Annotated in this window: 12 protein-coding genes, 1 tRNA gene and 2 pseudogenes; 4 read left to right on the top strand and 11 right to left on the bottom strand. The window is 70.0% G+C overall.

Going from position 1 to position 16508, the window contains the following annotated elements; genetic code table 11:
* Positions 1-315 precede the first annotated feature (315 nt).
* Entirely contained in the window at positions 316-1299 is a 984-nt protein-coding gene (gene sph, locus GA0115254_RS17175; protein ID WP_093896170.1) for a sphingomyelin phosphodiesterase, read from the top strand.
* On the opposite strand, the gene GA0115254_RS44510 is transcribed toward sph, so the two are convergent.
* The gene (locus GA0115254_RS44510) at positions 1269-1466 is read right to left on the bottom strand and encodes a hypothetical protein (RefSeq protein WP_176740160.1); all 198 of its coding nucleotides are present in this window, start codon (positions 1464-1466) and stop codon (positions 1269-1271) included. The genes sph and GA0115254_RS44510 overlap by 31 nt on opposite strands.
* On the opposite strand from GA0115254_RS44510, the pseudogene GA0115254_RS17170 reads away from it, so the two are divergent.
* Positions 1401-1594, top strand: a pseudogene (locus GA0115254_RS17170) (transposase); the annotation flags it as partial. The gene GA0115254_RS44510 and the pseudogene GA0115254_RS17170 overlap by 66 nt on opposite strands.
* Positions 1595-1794: 200 nt before the next feature.
* Positions 1795-3255: an amino acid permease gene (locus tag GA0115254_RS17165; protein WP_093896169.1), complete on the top strand. Its 1461-nt coding sequence runs from the start codon at positions 1795-1797 to the stop codon at positions 3253-3255.
* Positions 3256-3378: 123 nt separating this feature from the next.
* Here the strand turns inward: GA0115254_RS17165 and GA0115254_RS17160 are convergent.
* Positions 3379-3463: transfer RNA gene (locus GA0115254_RS17160), tRNA-Leu, on the bottom strand.
* Between the two features lie 224 nt (positions 3464-3687).
* Between GA0115254_RS17160 and GA0115254_RS46135 the strand changes: the two are divergent.
* Positions 3688-3834: pseudogene (locus tag GA0115254_RS46135) on the top strand (DUF2254 domain-containing protein); the annotation flags it as partial.
* Positions 3835-3981: 147 nt separating this feature from the next.
* Here the strand turns inward: GA0115254_RS46135 and GA0115254_RS17150 are convergent.
* From GA0115254_RS17150 to GA0115254_RS17110, 9 genes are all read right to left on the bottom strand, one after another.
* Complete coding sequence (locus GA0115254_RS17150) at positions 3982-5133, bottom strand: sugar phosphate isomerase/epimerase family protein (RefSeq protein ID WP_093896167.1); 1152 nt, start codon at positions 5131-5133, stop codon at positions 3982-3984.
* A gap of 49 nt (positions 5134-5182) precedes the next feature.
* On the bottom strand, positions 5183-6580 hold the full coding sequence (locus tag GA0115254_RS17145) for an alkaline phosphatase family protein (protein WP_093896166.1): 1398 nt from the start codon (positions 6578-6580) through the stop codon (positions 5183-5185).
* A complete protein-coding gene (gene eboE / locus GA0115254_RS17140) occupies positions 6577-7752 on the bottom strand; it encodes a metabolite traffic protein EboE (RefSeq protein WP_093896165.1) in 1176 nt (391 codons plus the stop codon). Before eboE ends, GA0115254_RS17145 begins: the two co-directional genes overlap by 4 nt.
* Before the next feature lie 4 nt (positions 7753-7756).
* A complete protein-coding gene (locus GA0115254_RS17135; protein ID WP_093896164.1) occupies positions 7757-8605 on the bottom strand; it encodes a TatD family hydrolase in 849 nt (282 codons plus the stop codon).
* Entirely contained in the window at positions 8605-9270 is a 666-nt protein-coding gene (locus GA0115254_RS17130; protein WP_093896163.1) for an EboA domain-containing protein, read from the bottom strand. The genes GA0115254_RS17135 and GA0115254_RS17130 overlap by 1 nt, the downstream gene beginning before the upstream one ends.
* Positions 9271-9292: 22 nt before the next feature.
* Complete coding sequence (locus tag GA0115254_RS17125) at positions 9293-10150, bottom strand: sugar phosphate isomerase/epimerase family protein (RefSeq protein WP_093896162.1); 858 nt, start codon at positions 10148-10150, stop codon at positions 9293-9295.
* Complete coding sequence (locus GA0115254_RS17120) at positions 10147-11244, bottom strand: SCO3242 family prenyltransferase (protein WP_093896161.1); 1098 nt, start codon at positions 11242-11244, stop codon at positions 10147-10149. Before GA0115254_RS17120 ends, GA0115254_RS17125 begins: the two co-directional genes overlap by 4 nt.
* Positions 11241-12359 (bottom strand): inositol-3-phosphate synthase, encoded by a 1119-nt coding sequence (locus tag GA0115254_RS17115; protein ID WP_093896160.1) that lies wholly within the window; start codon positions 12357-12359, stop codon positions 11241-11243. Before GA0115254_RS17115 ends, GA0115254_RS17120 begins: the two co-directional genes overlap by 4 nt.
* A 130-nt stretch (positions 12360-12489) precedes the next feature.
* Positions 12490-16212 carry a ThuA domain-containing protein gene (locus GA0115254_RS17110; protein WP_093896159.1) on the bottom strand — a complete coding sequence of 1241 codons (3723 nt, stop codon included), beginning with the start codon at positions 16210-16212 and terminating at the stop codon, positions 12490-12492.
* Positions 16213-16508: the final 296 nt, after the last annotated feature.

Raw genomic sequence — 16508 nt, 5'->3', positions numbered from 1 at the left:
AGGGGGAGCCGGGGGTGAAGGCCGGGGGCGTCAGCCGTGATCGCGTGACGCAACGCGAAATGCCGGCCGGGAGGGGACGGGGAGCCACCGCACCGGCGGCAGCGGTCCAGACCCGACAGTCGTTCGCAGACCCGCCGGGGCTCATCGTGGCGCGGATCACAGCGCGAGAACGGAGGGATGGGGTCGGCGGGCCCCGATCACCACTGGTAGGCCGCTGGAGAGACTCCCGACATCCAACATCTACCCACGAGTAACTCCCGCTGATTGGATGTGTGTTGCCTGTTCCACCCCCCATCAGCAGAAGCAGGAGACCCCGTGCCGCTCACCGCGCTCCGCCGCACCTCCGGCGTGACCCTGTCCGCCGCGCTCGCCGCCGTGACGCTGATCGCCAACGCCCCTCAGGCATCGGCGGCCGATGTCCCGTCCCTGCGGGTGCTCACGTACAACACGTTCCTCATGAGCAAGAACCTCTACCCGAACTGGGGACAGGACCACCGAGCGGCGGAGATACCGAAGGCGTCCTTCTTCCAGGGCCATGACGTGGTCGTACTCCAGGAGGCGTTCGACAACTCCGCCTCCGACGCACTGGCACGGAACGCTTCCACTCAATACCCGTATCGGACACCGGTGGTGGGCCGGAGCAAGAGCGGCTGGGATGCCACGGGCGGCGCCTACTCGGCAACCACTCCGGAGGACGGCGGGGTCACGGTACTGAGCAAGTGGCCGATCGTCCGCAAGGAGCAGTACATCTACAAGGACGCCTGCGGCAGCGACTGGTGGTCCAACAAGGGCTTCGTCTACGCCGAACTGAACGTCAACGGCACCAAGGTCCATGTGGTGGGGACCCACGCACAGTCGACCGACTCCGGATGCAAGGCGGGTGAGGCGGCGCAGATGCGCAGCCGGCAGTTCAAGCAGATCGACGCCTTCCTCGACGCCAAGAACATCCCGGCTTCCGAACAGGTCATCGTGGCAGGCGACATGAACGTCGACTCCCGCTCCCCCGAGTACGCGTCGATGCTCGCCGATGCCGGACTGACCGGTGCCGATGCCCGCACCGGGCACGCGTACTCCTTCGACACCCAGGACAACTCGATCGCCGCCGACCGCTACCCCGACGACCCCCGCGAGGACCTCGACCACGTCCTGCACCGCGCCGGGCACGCGAAGCCGGCCGGCTGGACGAACGAGGTGGTCAAGGAGCAGAGCGCGCCCTGGACCGTGTCCAGTTGGGGCACGGACTACACGTACACGAACCTCTCCGACCACTACCCGCTGATCGCTTCCGCGGCGCGGTAGCGCGACGCCTTCGGCGGGCCATCGGACAACGCGAGGCGGAGTGCCGCGCCCCGGCACTCCGCCTCGCCCCCGTCCCCGTCCCCCTTACGGCCGGCCGCCCCCTGAGCGCCGTCCTCGACCAGCGAAAGCTGCCGGCCGGACGGATCGAGGAACTGCTGGAGGCCCACCCGCTTTCGAAAATCCTGACCTCGATGCCGGGAGTCGGCGTCAGGACCGGAGCCCGCATCCTCATCGAGGTCGACGACGGCAGCACCTTCCCGACCGCCGGCCACTCTCCGCCTACGCAGGGCTCTCACAGGGCCTCCGTGAGGTCACCCTTGCTTACCTGCCCGTAACCTCTGCGGTACCTCAGATTTGTTCCTTAGTGATGTGGAGCACTGCCAGAATCGCAGGATTCCCGGATGATGTGCCCTTGAGCCGTGCCACGGGTGACGACTCCCTGGCCGGCCATGGCCGGGACCGCCCACCTTCCCCACACAAAGGCGAATCCCCTTCATGAGTGACCGCACCACTGCGGCCGATACGCTCGCCGCCGCCCCACCGGCGACGAGCTCCCCCCACCGGGACGCCGGCGACGCCGGTTACAGCAAGGACCTCAAGTCCCGTCACATCAACATGATCGCCATCGGCGGCGCGATCGGCACCGGCCTGTTCCTGGGCGCGGGCGGTCGACTGGCCGGTGCGGGTCCCTCCCTCGCCGTTGCCTACGCGGTCTGCGGTGTTTTCGCCTTCTTCGTCGTCCGCGCGCTCGGCGAGCTGGTGCTCTACCGGCCCTCCTCCGGCGCCTTCGTCTCGTACGCCCGGGAGTTCATGGGCGAGAAGGGCGCCTTCGCGGCCGGGTGGCTGTACTTCCTGAACTGGTCGACCACCGCCGTCGCCGACATCACCGCGGCCGCCACCTACGCCCATTTCTGGGCGATGTTCAGCGACATCCCGCAGTGGATCCTCGCGCTGATCGCCCTTGCCGTCGTCCTCACCGCCAACCTCATCTCGGTGAAGTACTTCGGTGAGATGGAGTTCTGGTTCGCGATCATCAAGGTCTCCGCCCTGGTGGCCTTCATGCTCATCGGCATCTTCCTGGTGGTCACCCAGCACCCGGTGGACGGTCACACGCCGGGCATCTCCACCATCTCCGACAGCGGCGGCATCTTCCCCACCGGCATGCTCCCGTTGCTGATGGTGATCCAGGGCGTCGTGTTCGCGTACGCCTCCGTCGAGCTCTGCGGCGTCGCCGCGGGTGAGACGCAGAACCCCGAGAAGATCATGCCCAGGGCGATCAACTCGATCATGTGGCGCGTCGGCCTCTTCTACGTCGGCTCGGTGGTGCTGCTGGCCCTCCTGCTGCCGTACACCTCGTACTCGGCGGACGAGAGCCCCTTCGTCACCGTCATGGAGAAGCTCGGTATCCCGGGCGCGGCCGGTGTGATGAACCTGGTCGTGCTGACCGCGGCGCTGTCCAGCCTGAACTCCGGTCTGTACTCCACCGGGCGCATCCTGCGCTCCATGGCACTGGCGGGCTCCGCGCCCAAGTTCACCGGTCGGATGAACAAGGGCCAGGTGCCCTACGGCGGCATCCTGCTGACCGCCGGTTTCGGTGTACTCGGCGTCGTGCTCAATTACGTCATGCCGGGCCAGGCGTTCGAGATCGTCCTCAACTTCGCGTCGATCGGCATCCTCGGCACCTGGGGCATGATCATGCTCTGCTCGCTGCTGTTCTGGCACCGCTCTCGGGACGGCAGGGTCATCCGCCCCTCGTACCGGCTGCCCTGGGCCCCGTACACGCAGATCGTCACGCTGGCGTTCCTCGCCGGTGTCGTGTTCCTGATGTGGTGGGGCGGCGGAGTGGGCCGTACGACCGTGCTGTGCCTGCCGCTGATCGCGGCGGCGCTGGTCGGCGGCTGGTTCGTCGTCCGGCGACGGGTGAACGACTTCGCGCGGGAGCGCCAGGACGGCTGATCCTTCCGGCTGCGTGGACGGCCCCGGTGGAAGCGTGAGGATGCTTCCACCGGGGCCGTTCCCGTGCTCACCGAGCCGTCCGGAAACGCAAAAAGACCCCAGATCAACTGGGGTCTCTCTTTGTGTCCGAGGGGGGACTTGAACCCCCACGCCCGATAAAGGGCACTAGCACCTCAAGCTAGCGCGTCTGCCATTCCGCCACCCGGACTAGGTGATCGGCCCCGGTCTCCCGCGGCGACAAAGAAAACAATACCAGGGGTTCGGGGTGCCTCTCACCTGCATATTCGGTGGTCAGTGCGGCGGGGTGGGCGCGTCCGCGGGACGGGGGGAGCGTTGCGTACGGTCCGCATTCCCATGCGTACGCACAGTTCACCGGACGTTTGCCGGGCGGCGCACGGGCGTGGTGGGGGCGGCCGGGCCCCCTTCGCGGGCATGAGTGATCGCGGCTGCCGACGGCCCCGGGCGCTGTCCCCCCTGCGTGAGCATCTGCGCGATACGTTCTGGTTCGCTCCGACGGTGGGGCTGCTGTGCCCCTTCGCGCTGTGGTGGGGCGTCTGGGCGCTCGATGCGGAAATCCTTCGGGGTGCTGGTCAGGCACCGTACGCTCCTGGTGACTGCGGTGGAGCGTACGGTGCCTGACGTCACCGGGCGGGCGTTCGCACCGCTCCCCGGTCTCCAGGAGTCCGGGGTGAGGCGCGGACCGCCGCTCCGGTGCCGCCGATGATCCTACTTGCGCAGAGCCGCCAAGTTGTCGTAACCGATCCGCGCATGGCTCAGGGACTGCGCGGGGACGGCCGAGCTCGGTGCGTTGTCCTGCTCGACCATCGGGTTGTGGTAGTTCTTCGCCCCGACGCGGCGGAAGAACGTCCGGTAGTCGATGGCCCCGGTACCGAAGGGGACCATGTCGTAGCCCTGGCCGTTGGTGGTGTTGACGATGCCGTCCTTGGCGTGGAACAGCGGGTAGCGCTTGGTGTTGCAGCGGACCAGTGCCGCCGGGTCGAAGATGTTCTCCTGCTGCGATCCGTCGTGCGCGGTGTAGGTGTGGAACTTGTACTGGGCGACGTGCGCCCAGAAGATGTCCATCTCCAGCCATACGGACTTCGGGTCGGTGACCTGAAGGAAGTACTCCAGCTTGCGGATGCCGGAGCTGCGGGTGGGGCGGCCCTGTGCGTCCAGCGGACCGCCGTCGAGCAGGAAGCCGTAGGCCGCGTCGTGGTTGTGGGTGTACAGCTTGATGCCCGCACCCTGAGCGATGCGTCCCAGCGTGTTCCACTTGTCGGCGGCCACGTCCCAGTCGGCACGGTAGGCACTGCCGGTGGGGTCGCCACCGGTGCCCATGTGTTCCATGCCGAGGATGTTCGCTATCTCGAGGTGGCGCTTGAACTGGTCCAGGTCGCTCTGGTTCAGCGGCCAGGACGACGGGATGAAGCCGTGGTTGCCCTGGGCACGCAGACCGTAGTCGTCCAGCCACGAGCGCAGCAGCTTCGCGCCTTCCACCGATTCGAGGTTGCTTCCGCCGGGTGCGTTGGCGTGCTGGCCGTACCCGGCGAACTCGACCTGCTTGTAGCCGTAGCGGGCCAGCTCCCTGAAGACCTCACGGAAGCCCGAGGGAAGGTCGGTGCTGAGCGGGTCCCGGCCCGTGGCGTCGCGCACGGTGTACAGGATGATTCCTCGTCGCTCCGCCGGGACCAGAGCCTGGCCGACGCCCTGCCCCTTGCCGGAGGCGGGCTGGGCGAGGGCCGGCGAGGCGCCGAAGGCGGGCGCGGCGATCGCCGCTGCCGCAGCGGCCGTGCAGGTGCTCAGAAAACGGCGGCGGCTGACGCCGAGGCTGCGGCGCAGGGCGCCGTCCGTTCCGGATTCGTCGTTGTACGCGGTCACGGTCTCTCTCTTTCTCGAAGATGCTCGAAACGCAGTGTGCGGACCGGTCTCATGCGAGGCCGGCAAGCGTGAGGAGCAAGGACTTCACCTCGGTGGCCCGGACGGGTCCGGTGAACGCGTGGGGGGTGGAGCACAGGATGAGCGGACCTTCTTCGTCGCTCGTGGGGAGGCGGCCGTGGCTGCCGCGAATGGGTGACGGGTCCAGCGGTACGACCGCCATGCGGTAGCGCATGCCGAGCTTCTTGCGGGCGACTGCCGCGGCGGCCTTGACCCGGACGTACGGGTCCTGGGGGTCCAGGAAGAGTTCGACGGGGTCGTAGCCGGGTTTGCGGTGGATCTCGACGAGCTGCGCGAAGTCGGGCGCGTGGGCGTCGTCGAGCCAGTAGTAGTACGTGAACCAGGCATCCGGGTCCGCGACGGCGACCAGTTCGCCGGAGCGCGGATGGTCCAGGCCGTGTGCCTTCTTGCCCTCGTCGTCGAGGAGTTGCTCGATGCCCTGGAGGTCCTGGAGGGCTTCCCGGGTCGCTTCGAGGTCCTCGGGGCGGCGTACGTAGATGTGGGCGAGCTGGTGGTCGGCGACGGCGAAGGCGCGGGAGGCCATCGGGTCGAGGTATTCCATGCCGTCCTGGGTGTGGACCTCCAGGAGGCCTGCGCGGCGCAGGGCCCGGTTGATGTCGACGGGCCGGTCGACGCGGGTGATGCCGTACTCGGAGAGGGCGACGACGGTGCGGCCTTCGCGACGGGCGTCGTCCAGGAGGGGTGCCACGGCCCGGTCGAGATCGGCCGCGGCCCGGTACGAGCGGGGGTCGTCGGGGCCGTAGCGCTGCAGGTCGTAGTCGAGGTGCGGGAGGTAGCACAGGGCCAGGTCGGGGTGGCGGGTGTCGAGGATGTGCCGGGTCGCGTCGATGATCCACTGGGAGGAGACGAGGTCGGCGCTGGGGCCCCAGAAGTGGAAGAGGGGGAAGGTGCCGAGTTTTTCGGTGAGTTCGTCGTGCAGGGCGGGCGGCCGGGTGTAGCAGTCGGGTTCCTTGCGGCCGTCGGCGTAGTAGACGGGGCGCGGGGTGACGGTGATGTCGGTGTCGGCGCCCATCGCGTACCACCAGCAGATGTTGGCGACGGTGTAGCCGGGGTGGGCGCGGCGGGCGGCGTCCCAGAGCTTGTCCCCGGCGACCAGACCGTTGTGCTGGCGCCAGAGCAGGACGTCACCGAGCTCGCGGAAGTACCAGCCGTTGGCGACGATGCCGTGCTCGGCGGGCGTGGTGCCGGTGAGGAAGGTGGACTGGGCCGCGCAGGTGACTGCGGGGAGCACGGTGCCGAGAGGGGCGTGGGTGCCGGACTGTCCCAGGGCCTTGAGGCGCGGCATGTGGTCGAGGAGCTGTGGGGTGAGGCCGACGACGTCGAGAACGAGAAGCGGGGTGGGCGTGGTGGCCTGCTCGGCTGCGGTCATGGGAGCTCCTTGAGGCCGAGGTCGACCAGGAGGTCGCGGGCGAGGGTGAGTTCGGCGGCGATGCCGTCGGCGAGCTGGGTGCGGGTGCGGGGGCGCAGTGCGGCCGGGAGCGCCTGCCAGGTGTATGTCTCGACCTCCAGGTGCCTGGTGAGAGGCCGTGCGCCGCCGACCAGCCGGGTCAGTGTGGACCGGAGCACGGGAAGGGTGGAGGTGAGCGGTGGTGCGGGAGGTGCGTGCAGCGGGACGTGGAAGTGGGCGCGCCATGGGGCGCCGTCGGGCAGGGCCCGGCCGGTGACGGCCTCGTGGAGGTCGTCGGTGCCACGCAGCCCGGCGGCGGTGCTGGTGCGGGTCTGGTGGAGGAAGCGGGGCTCGGCGAAGGCGGCGAGCGCGGTGCGTACCTCGGGGAGGTGGGGGTTCTCGGCGTGCAGTGCGGCGGAGAGCTGGGCCTTGGCTATCGGGATGCCCGCTGTGTCGAGGGCGTCGACGGCGGTGTCGGGGTCCTCGAAGGAGGTGGCCAGGTGGCAGGTGTCGATGCAGATGCCGATGCGCCGGTGTCCGACGGCGGTGAGCGGTGCGATGGCGTCGGCGGTGGTCTCGACCGTGCAGCCCGGCTCGGGTTCGAGGCCGATGCGGATGGACTTGCCGGTGAGCTCGGCCAGCGCGTCGAGGCGGTCTGCGAGGGTGGTGAGCGCGGTGTGTGCGAGAGCGGCCGCCCCGGCGTCGGAGTCGAACGGGGTGCGCCAGGCGAGCGGGAGGGTGGAGATGGTCCCTTCGGTGACGTCGTCGGGGAGCAGACCGGCCAGGAGCCGGGCGAGGTCGGTGGTGTGGGCGAGCCGCTCCGGGTCCGTCCAGTCCGGCTTGTACACCCGGTACTTGACCTCGTCGGCGCCGAATCCCTCGTACGGGAAGCCGTTGAGGGTGACGACTTCCAGGCCGCGGCGGTCCAGTTCGGCGCGCAGGGAGCGCAGCTGGGACGGGTCGTTGATCAGGCTGCGGGCGGCGTCCCTGGCGAGCCAGAGGCCGATGCCGAGCCGGTCCCGGCCGAGGCGTTTGCGGACGGGTTCGCAGTGGTCGCGCAGTTGGGTGCGGACCCCGTCGAGCGTCTCTGCGGGATGGACGTTGGTGCAGTACGAGAGGTGGACGGTGGAGCCGTCGGGGTGGCGGAAGCGCATCGGCTCACTCCCCGCCACGCAGGATGGAGTTGCCCTCGTGGAGTGGTTCCGGCGCGGTGATGTCGAGCTGGAGCCGGCCGCTCTGCCCGTAGAAGGCGACGGGGTTGCGCCAGAGCACCTGGTCGACGTCGTCCTCGCTGAACCCGGCGGCAAGCATCGCGTCGCCCACCTTGCGGGTCTTCAGCGGGTCGCTCCTTCCCCAGTCGGCGGCCGAGTTGACCAGGACCTTCTCGGTGCCGTGGGACTTGAGGACCGCGATCATGCGGTCCTCGTCCATCTTGGTGTCGGGGTAGATGGAGAAGCCGGCCCAGCAGCCGCTGTCCCTGGCGTCCTTCACGGTCGTCTCGTTGAGGTGGTCGAGCAGGACCCGCTCCGGGGGGAGGTGGGATTCGCGGATGACGTCGATGGTGCGGTGCAGTCCGGCGAGCTTGTCGCGGTGCGGGGTGTGCACGAGGGCGGGCAGGCCGTGGTCGGCGGCGAGCTGGAGCTGTGCGGCGAGGGCGGTGTCCTCGGCCGGGGTCATGGAGTCGTAGCCGATCTCGCCCACGGCGACGACGGAGTCCTTGACGAGATAGCGGGGCAGGGCGTCCAGGACGGGGGTGCAGCGGGGGTCGTTGGCCTCTTTGGGGTTGAGGGCGAGCGTGCAGTGGTGGGCGATGCCGTACTGGGCGGCGCGGAAGGGTTCCCAGCCGAGCAGGGCGTCGAAGTAGTCGAAGAAGCTGGCGGGCGAGGTGCGGGGCTGGCCGAGCCAGAAGGAGGGTTCCACGAGGGCGCGGACACCCGCGTCGTACATCGCCTGATAGTCGTCCGTGGTGCGGGAGGTCATATGGATGTGGGGGTCGAAGATGCGCATCAGGACTCCTCCGTGGGGGCGGCAGGTCCGGGAGTGGTGAGGTCGAGCACCCGGGTGAGGTCGGCGGGGACGTTGCGGCCCGCGGCGATGCGTTCGGCCGCGAAGTCGCCGAGCATGCGGGCGAGTTCCGCGTCGCCGCGGGAGCGCCGTGCCAGTTGGTCGACGGCATCCACGGGGACACCGGTGAAGAGGCATTTGAGAATGGCGTGGCGCCAGTTGTGCGCGTCGAGATGGGCGGCGGCGTACGGGCCGACGGCCGCGGCGACCAGCCGGGTGTCATTGGTGCGCAGGGCGTCCTCGACGAGCGGAAGGGCGGTGGGGCCGAGGTCCAGCCGGTGCAGGGCGAGCAGGACGGCACGCCGTTCGGCGGCGGTGCCCTGCTCGTACAGCCGGGTCAGGGCGGGCAGTGCGGCGCGGGCTTCGACGAGCAGCAGGGCGCGTACGGAGTCGGCGTGTTCGAGTCCGCAGTACCGGCCGGCGGCGGCGTACCGCAGTTCCCACGTCGGTACGGCGTACGGGCCGGCGGGCTGTTCCGAGGCCTCGTGGGAGGCGGCGTGCTCGGCCTCGGCGAGGGCCTCGTCGAGCCAGGCGCGCGCGGCTCCGCCGAGCTGTGCGTCGAGTTCCTCGCGGGTCAGCAGCGGGGAGGTCGTCGGGGTCATCGGCATGGCGTTGCTCCCTTCGGCGGTTTCAGCGGCTCGACGGACTGTGCTTGCGGAGGAACTCGATGGAGGTGCGGGCGAGTTCGGGGCCGGCGTGGGAGTGTCGGGGCAGTTCGACGACGGTGAGGCCGCGGTAGCCGGTGTCCGGGAGGGCGTCGAGCGCTTCGAGTACGGGCGGGAAGTCGATCTCGCCTTCACCGAACGGGAGGTGTTCATGGACACCCCGGCGCATGTCCTCGATCTGGACGTGCCGCAGCCAGGGGGCGGCGTCGCGGATGCAGTCGACGGGCGCGGCGGGCTCCAGGCATTGGCAGTGGCCGATGTCCAGGGTCAGTCCGAGCGGTGGCGGATCGCCGCTGAGCACGCGCAGGTGGTGGAAGTCGGCGAGGTTGGCGAGGAGGTGTCCGGGCTCCGGCTCGATCGCCAGGGGGATGCCGGAGCGGTCGGCGGCGTCCAGGACGGGGGCGAGGGAGTCGGTGAGCCGCTGCCAGGCGGTGTCGGGGGTGGTGTCCGGTGGGGTGATGCCGCTGAAGCAGTGCACGGCGTGCGCACCGAGGTCGGCGGCGATGCCGACGGCCCGGACGAGCAGCCGGGTGCGGGCTGCGCGGGCCTCGGGGTCCGGGTCGAGGAGGGACGGGCCGTGCTTGCGACGGGGGTCGAGGACGTAGCGGGCCCCGGTCTCCACTGTGACGCCGAGGCCCAGCTCCTGGAGCCTGGACGCCACGTGGCGGGTGCGCGCGGCGATGTCGGGGGCGAGGGGATCGAGGTGCATGTGGTCGAGGGTCAGCCCGACCCCGTCGTACCCGAGATCGGCGAGGAGTCCGAGGGCGTCGTCCAGGCGGAGGTCGGTGAGCCCGTTGGTGCCGTAGCCGAGGCGGATCGTCATGTGAGGCTCACCTTCCGGGCGAGGGTACGGGCGAGAGGGACGAGTCCCATGACGGCGAGCCCCGAACCTGCTGCTCCGGCGCGGGCTGCGAGGGCTGCCTGGAGCGGGATCATCGCCCGGATGCCGCTGCCGACGGCGCGTTGGGTGAGGGGCGGGGACGGGTTGAGGGCGGCGTGGATCAGGGGACCCGCGGCAGTACGGAAGTAGGAGCCGGTGAGCGCGGCGCGCAGGAGGCGGGGGGCGATGGAGGCGGGGGTCGCCGGTGGCCGGTGCGACCGGTGCGACTCCCCCTTCCTGTCGCGTCCCGCATCCGGGGACGCATCCCCGGGTCCGCGCCGCTCGCGCAGGGCCGCGGCGCCCAGTGCGGCAGTGGCCGCGAGCGCGGCGAGGGGTGCGGCGGTGGACCCGCCCTGTGCTTCGTGCCGTGAGACGGCGGTGACGGCGTAGGTGTGCGCCCCGAGCAGTCCGGCGGCCGGAAGGGCGGCGCGAACGACGCCACGCGCATGCGAAGCCGAAGCCGAACCCGTGCGCGAGCCGGAAGCCGGAGCCGCACTCGAGCTCGAGGCCGCACGCGCCCCCTTGCCCGTGCGCGAACCGGAACCCGACCCCGGGCCCGTACGCGCCCCCGGACCCGCCGCCCGCTTCGCCGCGCCGGTGGCGGTGGCACCGAGCAGCAGGTCCAGTCCTCGGGCGGCCGCCATCGCCGCCGGTCCCGCCGGGGTGTGCTTCAGGCGGAGGTCGTACGCCCAGACCGTCGCCGCCAGCCCCGTGGCGACCGCGAGGGCCGGTCGGCCGGCCCGTGCGGCGAGACCCAGTCCTGCGGCCGTCAGTGCGCCCGCCGCCGCGAGGGCCGCGCCGGGCGCGATGCGGCCCGAGGGGATCGGCCGGTGCGGACGGTCGACGGCGTCCTCGTCACGGTCGGCCCAGTCGTTGAGCGCCATGCCCGCCTCGTAGAGGCAGAGCGAGGCGCCGACGGCGAGCGCGGTGCCGCGGTCGGGGCGCCCGCCCGTCGCCGCCGCCCCGGCCAGTGCGTCGCCGGGGACGGTGAACAGCGCCGACACCCGCAGCAGCTCCGCCCAGGCCCGTACCGTCACTTCTCCCCCCGCAGCGTTTCGGCGAAGGTGAGCAGCGCCATGTACTGCTCGAAGAGTGCGGCAGGGCCGCCGTCCGGGTCCTTGAAGTAGAAGCCGAGCTGGGGCAAGGGGCCGGTCAGCCCCTTCTCGTGGGCGCGGGCCACCAGTCTGGCCAGGTCCAGAACCAGGGGTGCGGCCAGTGCGGAGTCGCACCCCTGCCAGGTCGTCTGGAGCACCATGCGCGCCCCGAGGAATCCGTCGAACGCGATGTGGTCCCAGGCCGTCTTCCAGTCACCGAGGGCCGGTACGTCGTCGATGTGGACCTCGCCCTCGGGCGCGATTCCCAGCGTGTCGGCGAGGACGCGTTCCTTGCCCGCGTTCTTGGCCGCGGCCGCGCCCGGGTCGGCCAGCGCCGCTCCGTCCCCGCCGCCCAGCAGGTTGGTGCCCGACCAGGCCCGTACAGGCAGGGCGCGTTGCACGAACATCGGGGCGAGTACGGAGCGGAGCAGCGTCTGGCCGGTCTTGCCGTCGCGGCCCGCGTGAGGAAGTCCGCAGCCCGCGACGGCGTCCTGGAGGGCGGGGGTGCGCAGCCCGGTGGACGGGGTGAAGTTGATGTACGGACAGCCGGCCCGGAGCGCTGCCGCGGCATAGAGCGAGCTGGCGGGCAACCGCCGCTCGCCGGGGGCCGGGGCCGGTTCCGTGGAGGCGACATTGATCACGACCGTCCTGGCCAGGCCGTTCCGGCGCCCGAAGTCCGCGAGATCGGCAGCGAAGGCGTTGATGAGCTCCTCGTCGCTGCGGGTGTCGCCGGGCAGTGGGCCGCCGGGCCGTATCTCCGCGTCGGCGGTGGCGAGTTCGGAGCGAACGGCCGAGGGCAGGCCGTGCGGCAGCACTCCCCCGGTGGCCAGTGCCTCGGCGCGTTTGGGCAGCGGACAGCCGACGGTGTCGTGTCCGCCGAAGACCAGTGAGGTGAGGGTGGGCAGCCGGCTCTCGGCGAACGGCGGTGTTTCGGTGACCATGCCTGCCGCCGGGTGGAGCCCTGCTGCGACCGCCGCGCACCCCGCTGTGGCGGTGGTGGCGACGGAGCCGCGTGCTCCGATGAACCAGACTCCGGTACGAACGGCGGATGCTGACACGGGCTGCCTCCCTGGCTGGGGGTCCTGGCTGGGCAGAGCAAGTGGCGCTGTGCGACGAGGGGATGGAATCGGGTGGTGACGGCGGGCGGGGAGGATGTCCTTCCCCGCCCGCTGTCGGCCGGAGTGTGCCCTACGCCGAGGGCAGTTCCTTCAACTGGATGTTGCGGAAGGACACATGGTCATTGGCACCGTGGTTCTGGATGCCGATGTAGCCGTCCTTCAGGCTCCGTACCGGATCGGTGTTGGTGAAGTCGTTGATCTTCACTCCGTTGAGGAAGACCTGGAGACGTTCGCCCTGGACCTTGATCTCGTAGCTGTTCCACTGGCCGGGCGGCCGCAGGACCTGGTCACGGGCCTTGATGTTCGCCGCCTTGAAGGTGTAGATGGAGCCCGTGGTGCGGTCGGGCGCGTCGGTGGCGTCGATCTGGACCTCGTAGCCGTTGTTCACCGCGGACCAGGGGTCGTCGGACTCCGGGAAGCCGACGAAGACACCGGAGTTGTCGTCGCCCTCCATCTTCCAGTCGAGCTTGAGCGAGTACGACCCGAGCTCCTTGGCCTGGTAGGTGAGCAGACCCATGCCGCCCTCGGAGCGCAGTTCACCGTCGACGATGTCGAACTTTCCGGGGCCGGCCTGCTTCCAGCCTTCGAGCGTCTTGCCGTTGAAGATCGACCGGTAGCCGGTGTCGGGCTTGCAGTCGGCCTTCACCTGACCGGCCGCGTACCGCATGCCGCCGAGGAGGAGCTGGCGGAAGGCCGGTTCGGCGTACGACTCCTTGGTGTGGCCGAGGCCGGTGTAGAAGGAGCGGCCGCCCTGGTAGCTCTGGCACCAGGTGATCGGGTGATCGCCCTTCATGGTGCCGCCGGTGTAGGTCGTCTCGTCGAGTGTGGCAAGGACCTTGGCCTGGCTGCGCGGGTTGGTGCGGTAGTTGTACCACTCGTCGGTACGGTCCCAGGCGTCGTCGAGGTGTGCGGTCGCCGGGTGGTTGTGGTCCTCGACGCGTACCGTGGCGGGCTGGATCGCCGGGTGCCCGGCGAAGTACGCACCGACGAGACCGCCGTAGAAGGCCCAGTCGTACTCGGTGTCCGCGGCGGCGTGCACGCCCATGTAGGCGCCGCCGGTGGCCACATAGTTCTCGAATGCCTTCTGCTGATCGGCATTGAGCACATCACCGGTCGTCGAAAGGAAGACGACGGCGTCGTACCGCGCCAGGTTGCTGGTCGTGAACTGGCCGGCCTCCTCGGTGGAGTCGACGGTGATGTTGCTGCTCCTGCCGAGTTCCTTCAGCGCCTCGATGCCCGTGGGGATCGCGTCGTGGCGGAAGCCGGCCGTCTTCGAGAAGACCAGGACCCGCTTGGCGGTGCGGTCGGGGGCGCTGTTGGAGAGCTCGAAGTCATCGACGTCGTACAACGCTCCGGCGCCTCCCTTGAAGACGAGGAAGAGTTCCGTGGCCTTCTTGGGAACGCCGCGCAGCGGTACGTCGATGTCCTGGAAGTTCTCCCAGCCGCCGGTCACCGGCACCGGTGCGGAGCCGAGGATCGTGCCGGTCGGGGATCCGGACCGTACTTCGAGGAAGCCGCCCGCCCCGCCGGAGGAGATCCGCGCGGTGAGCTTGGTCGAGTCGCCGAGGATGTACGGCTTGAAGGAGATCCAGTCGTCGTTGTCGATGTCGCCGACCGTCTTCCCGCCGTGTGCGGCCGCCTTGTCGTACGTCTTGATGCCGGACGACGAGGTGAAGTGCTCGGCCTGCCGGTGGCGGGGCTGGAGCTGCGACTGGTCGTGCCCGGACAGGGCGGCCTGGCCGCCGCCTCCGTTGTCGGTGTAGGAGGCGTCGATGACTCCGAAGATGTTGGCGTTCGGGTCGTGTCCTCCGTCGACGGCGGTCTTGATCGTGCCGGAGCACCCGTTGACGGTGGTGATGGGGTGTCCGTGGCTGTCGTGGCCGAGGACGAAGCGCACCTCGACCTTGGAGCAGTCGATCGTGCCGTCCTCGGGGTCGGTGACGGTCACCTTGAACGGGATGTCGTCCCCGAAGTCGAACAGCTGCCCGTCACCGGGGAGTTCCAGGTTCACCTTGGGTGCCGTGTTGCCCACGGTCACATGGACGCTTGCCGCGCCGGTGCGCCCGGTGGGGTCCTTGGCGGTGACGGTGGCGGTGTAGGTGCCGTTCTTCTTGTACGTGTACGTCGGGTTGGCGGCCGTGGATGTTCCGCCGTCGCCGAAGTCCCAGGCGTACGTGAGCGCGTCGCCGTCACCGTCCGTGGTGCCCGCGGAGGAGAACTGCACCTTCAGCGGTGCGGTGCCGGATGTCTTGTTGGCGGCTGCCTCGGCGACGGGTGAACGGCCGCCGGTGGCGTTCTCGATGCGGTAGAGCGCGGAGTTCTCGTCGCCGCCGAACCAGGAGAGGCCGTAGTCCAGGACGTACAGCGCGCCGTCGGGGCCGAAGGCCATGTCCATCACCTGGGTGCCTGACCAGGGGATGTTGTTGATGGACTTGACCGTGCCGTTGTCGTCCTGCTCGATGCGCTTGATCCAGCGTCGGCCGAACTCTCCGGCGAAGAAGTCCCCGTCGTACGCCTCGGGGAACTTCACCGGGGAGTCGAGGTCGGGGTCGTAGTGGTAGACCGGGCCGCCCATCGGGGACTCCGATCCGGAACCGAACTCGGGTACGGAGCCGCCGTCGTACGGAATCCACGCGGGCTGCGCCGCGGGCAGGTCGACCAGACCTGTGTTGTGCGGCGAGGTGTTCTTCGGGGCCGCGCAGTCGAAGGCGGCACCGGACGTCTTCGTCGCGAAGTCGTAGTCGACGAACGGGTCGTTGTCGCCGGTGCAGAACGGCCAGCCGAAGTTGCCCGGCTTGGTGACCCGGGCGAACTCGACCTGTCCGGCCGGTCCGCGCTTGGGATCGGCCGCGCCCGCGTCGGGCCCGTAGTCACCGACGTACACAATGCCGGTGGCCTTGTCGACGCTGAAGCGGAACGGGTTGCGGAAGCCCATCGCGTAGATCTCGGGACGGGTCTTGTCCGTGCCCGGCGCGAACAGGTTGCCGTCCGGAACGGTGTACGAGCCGTCGTCGGCGACCTTGATCCTCAGGATCTTGCCGCGCAGGTCGTTGGTGTTGCCCGAGGTGCGCCGGGCGTCGAACGCCGGGTTGCGGTCGGGGCGCTGGTCGATGGGGGTGTAGCCGTCGGAGGCGAACGGGTTGGAGTCGTCCCCGGTGGACAGATACAGGTTGCCCTGGGCGTCGAAGTCGATGTCGCCGCCGACGTGGCAGCAGATGCCGCGCGACGCCTTGACGTCGAGGACCTTCTTCTCGCTGGCCAGGTCGAGGGTGCCGTCCTCCTTGAGGACGAAGCGGGACAGCCGGTTCACTCCGTCGAACTTGGCGAAGTCGGCGGCGGTCCCGGTCTCGGGGGCGTCGCCCGCGGGGGTGTCCAGCGGGGGTGCGTAGTAGAGATAGATCGCCCGGTTCTCACTGAACTTCGGGTCGATGCCGACGCCCTGGAGTCCTTCCTCGTCGTGCGAGTAGACGGGGATGACACCGGAGACCTTGGTGTTGCCGGCGCTGTCGGTGATCCGCAGCTCGCCGTTGCGCGAGGTGTGCAGCACGCTGCGGTCGGGGAGCACGGCCAGCGACATGGGCTCGCCGGTCTCGGCCGCGCCCTTGGCGAGGGTGACCTGCTGGAAGTCCTCGGCCGCCGCGTCGGTGGCGGCCGGCGAGGACGGTCCTGCCGCGGCGGCTCCGGGCGAGGCGCCCAGGGCGAGGGTGGCCGCCGCGAGCAGCCCGCCGGTGAGCAGCGCGAGGGATTTACGGACGCGGAGCCGCGTTCTGCTCCTGCTTCTGGTTCTGTGCACGAGTGTCCTCCGGAGAGTGCCGGTTGTACGGGCGGGTGCTGCCGTGCCGTTCTGCGCGGGGACTGCCGCGCAGGTCATGCGGGGCCGGTGGGGCGCCGGTGACCGAAGTCATGTCATGAACACGTTGGGGACGGTAGACCTGTTCGTCCGGGACGGAAAGCCCTTACGCAGCGGTCTTGTCGAACTTTTTCCCGCGTCAGGACAAAGCGGGGTGAGGGCAGGGGTGAGCGCGGGGTGGCGGCGGGCCCTCGCCCGCCCCGCCCCTTCCGAACCGGGGGCTCCGCCCCGGACCCCGG

Source organism: Streptomyces sp. Ncost-T10-10d, assembly GCF_900091955.1.
Lineage (GTDB): Bacteria > Actinomycetota > Actinomycetes > Streptomycetales > Streptomycetaceae > Streptomyces.
Note: the sequence above shows the minus strand (reverse complement) of the source record. Positions and strands in the feature narration are given on the sequence as shown.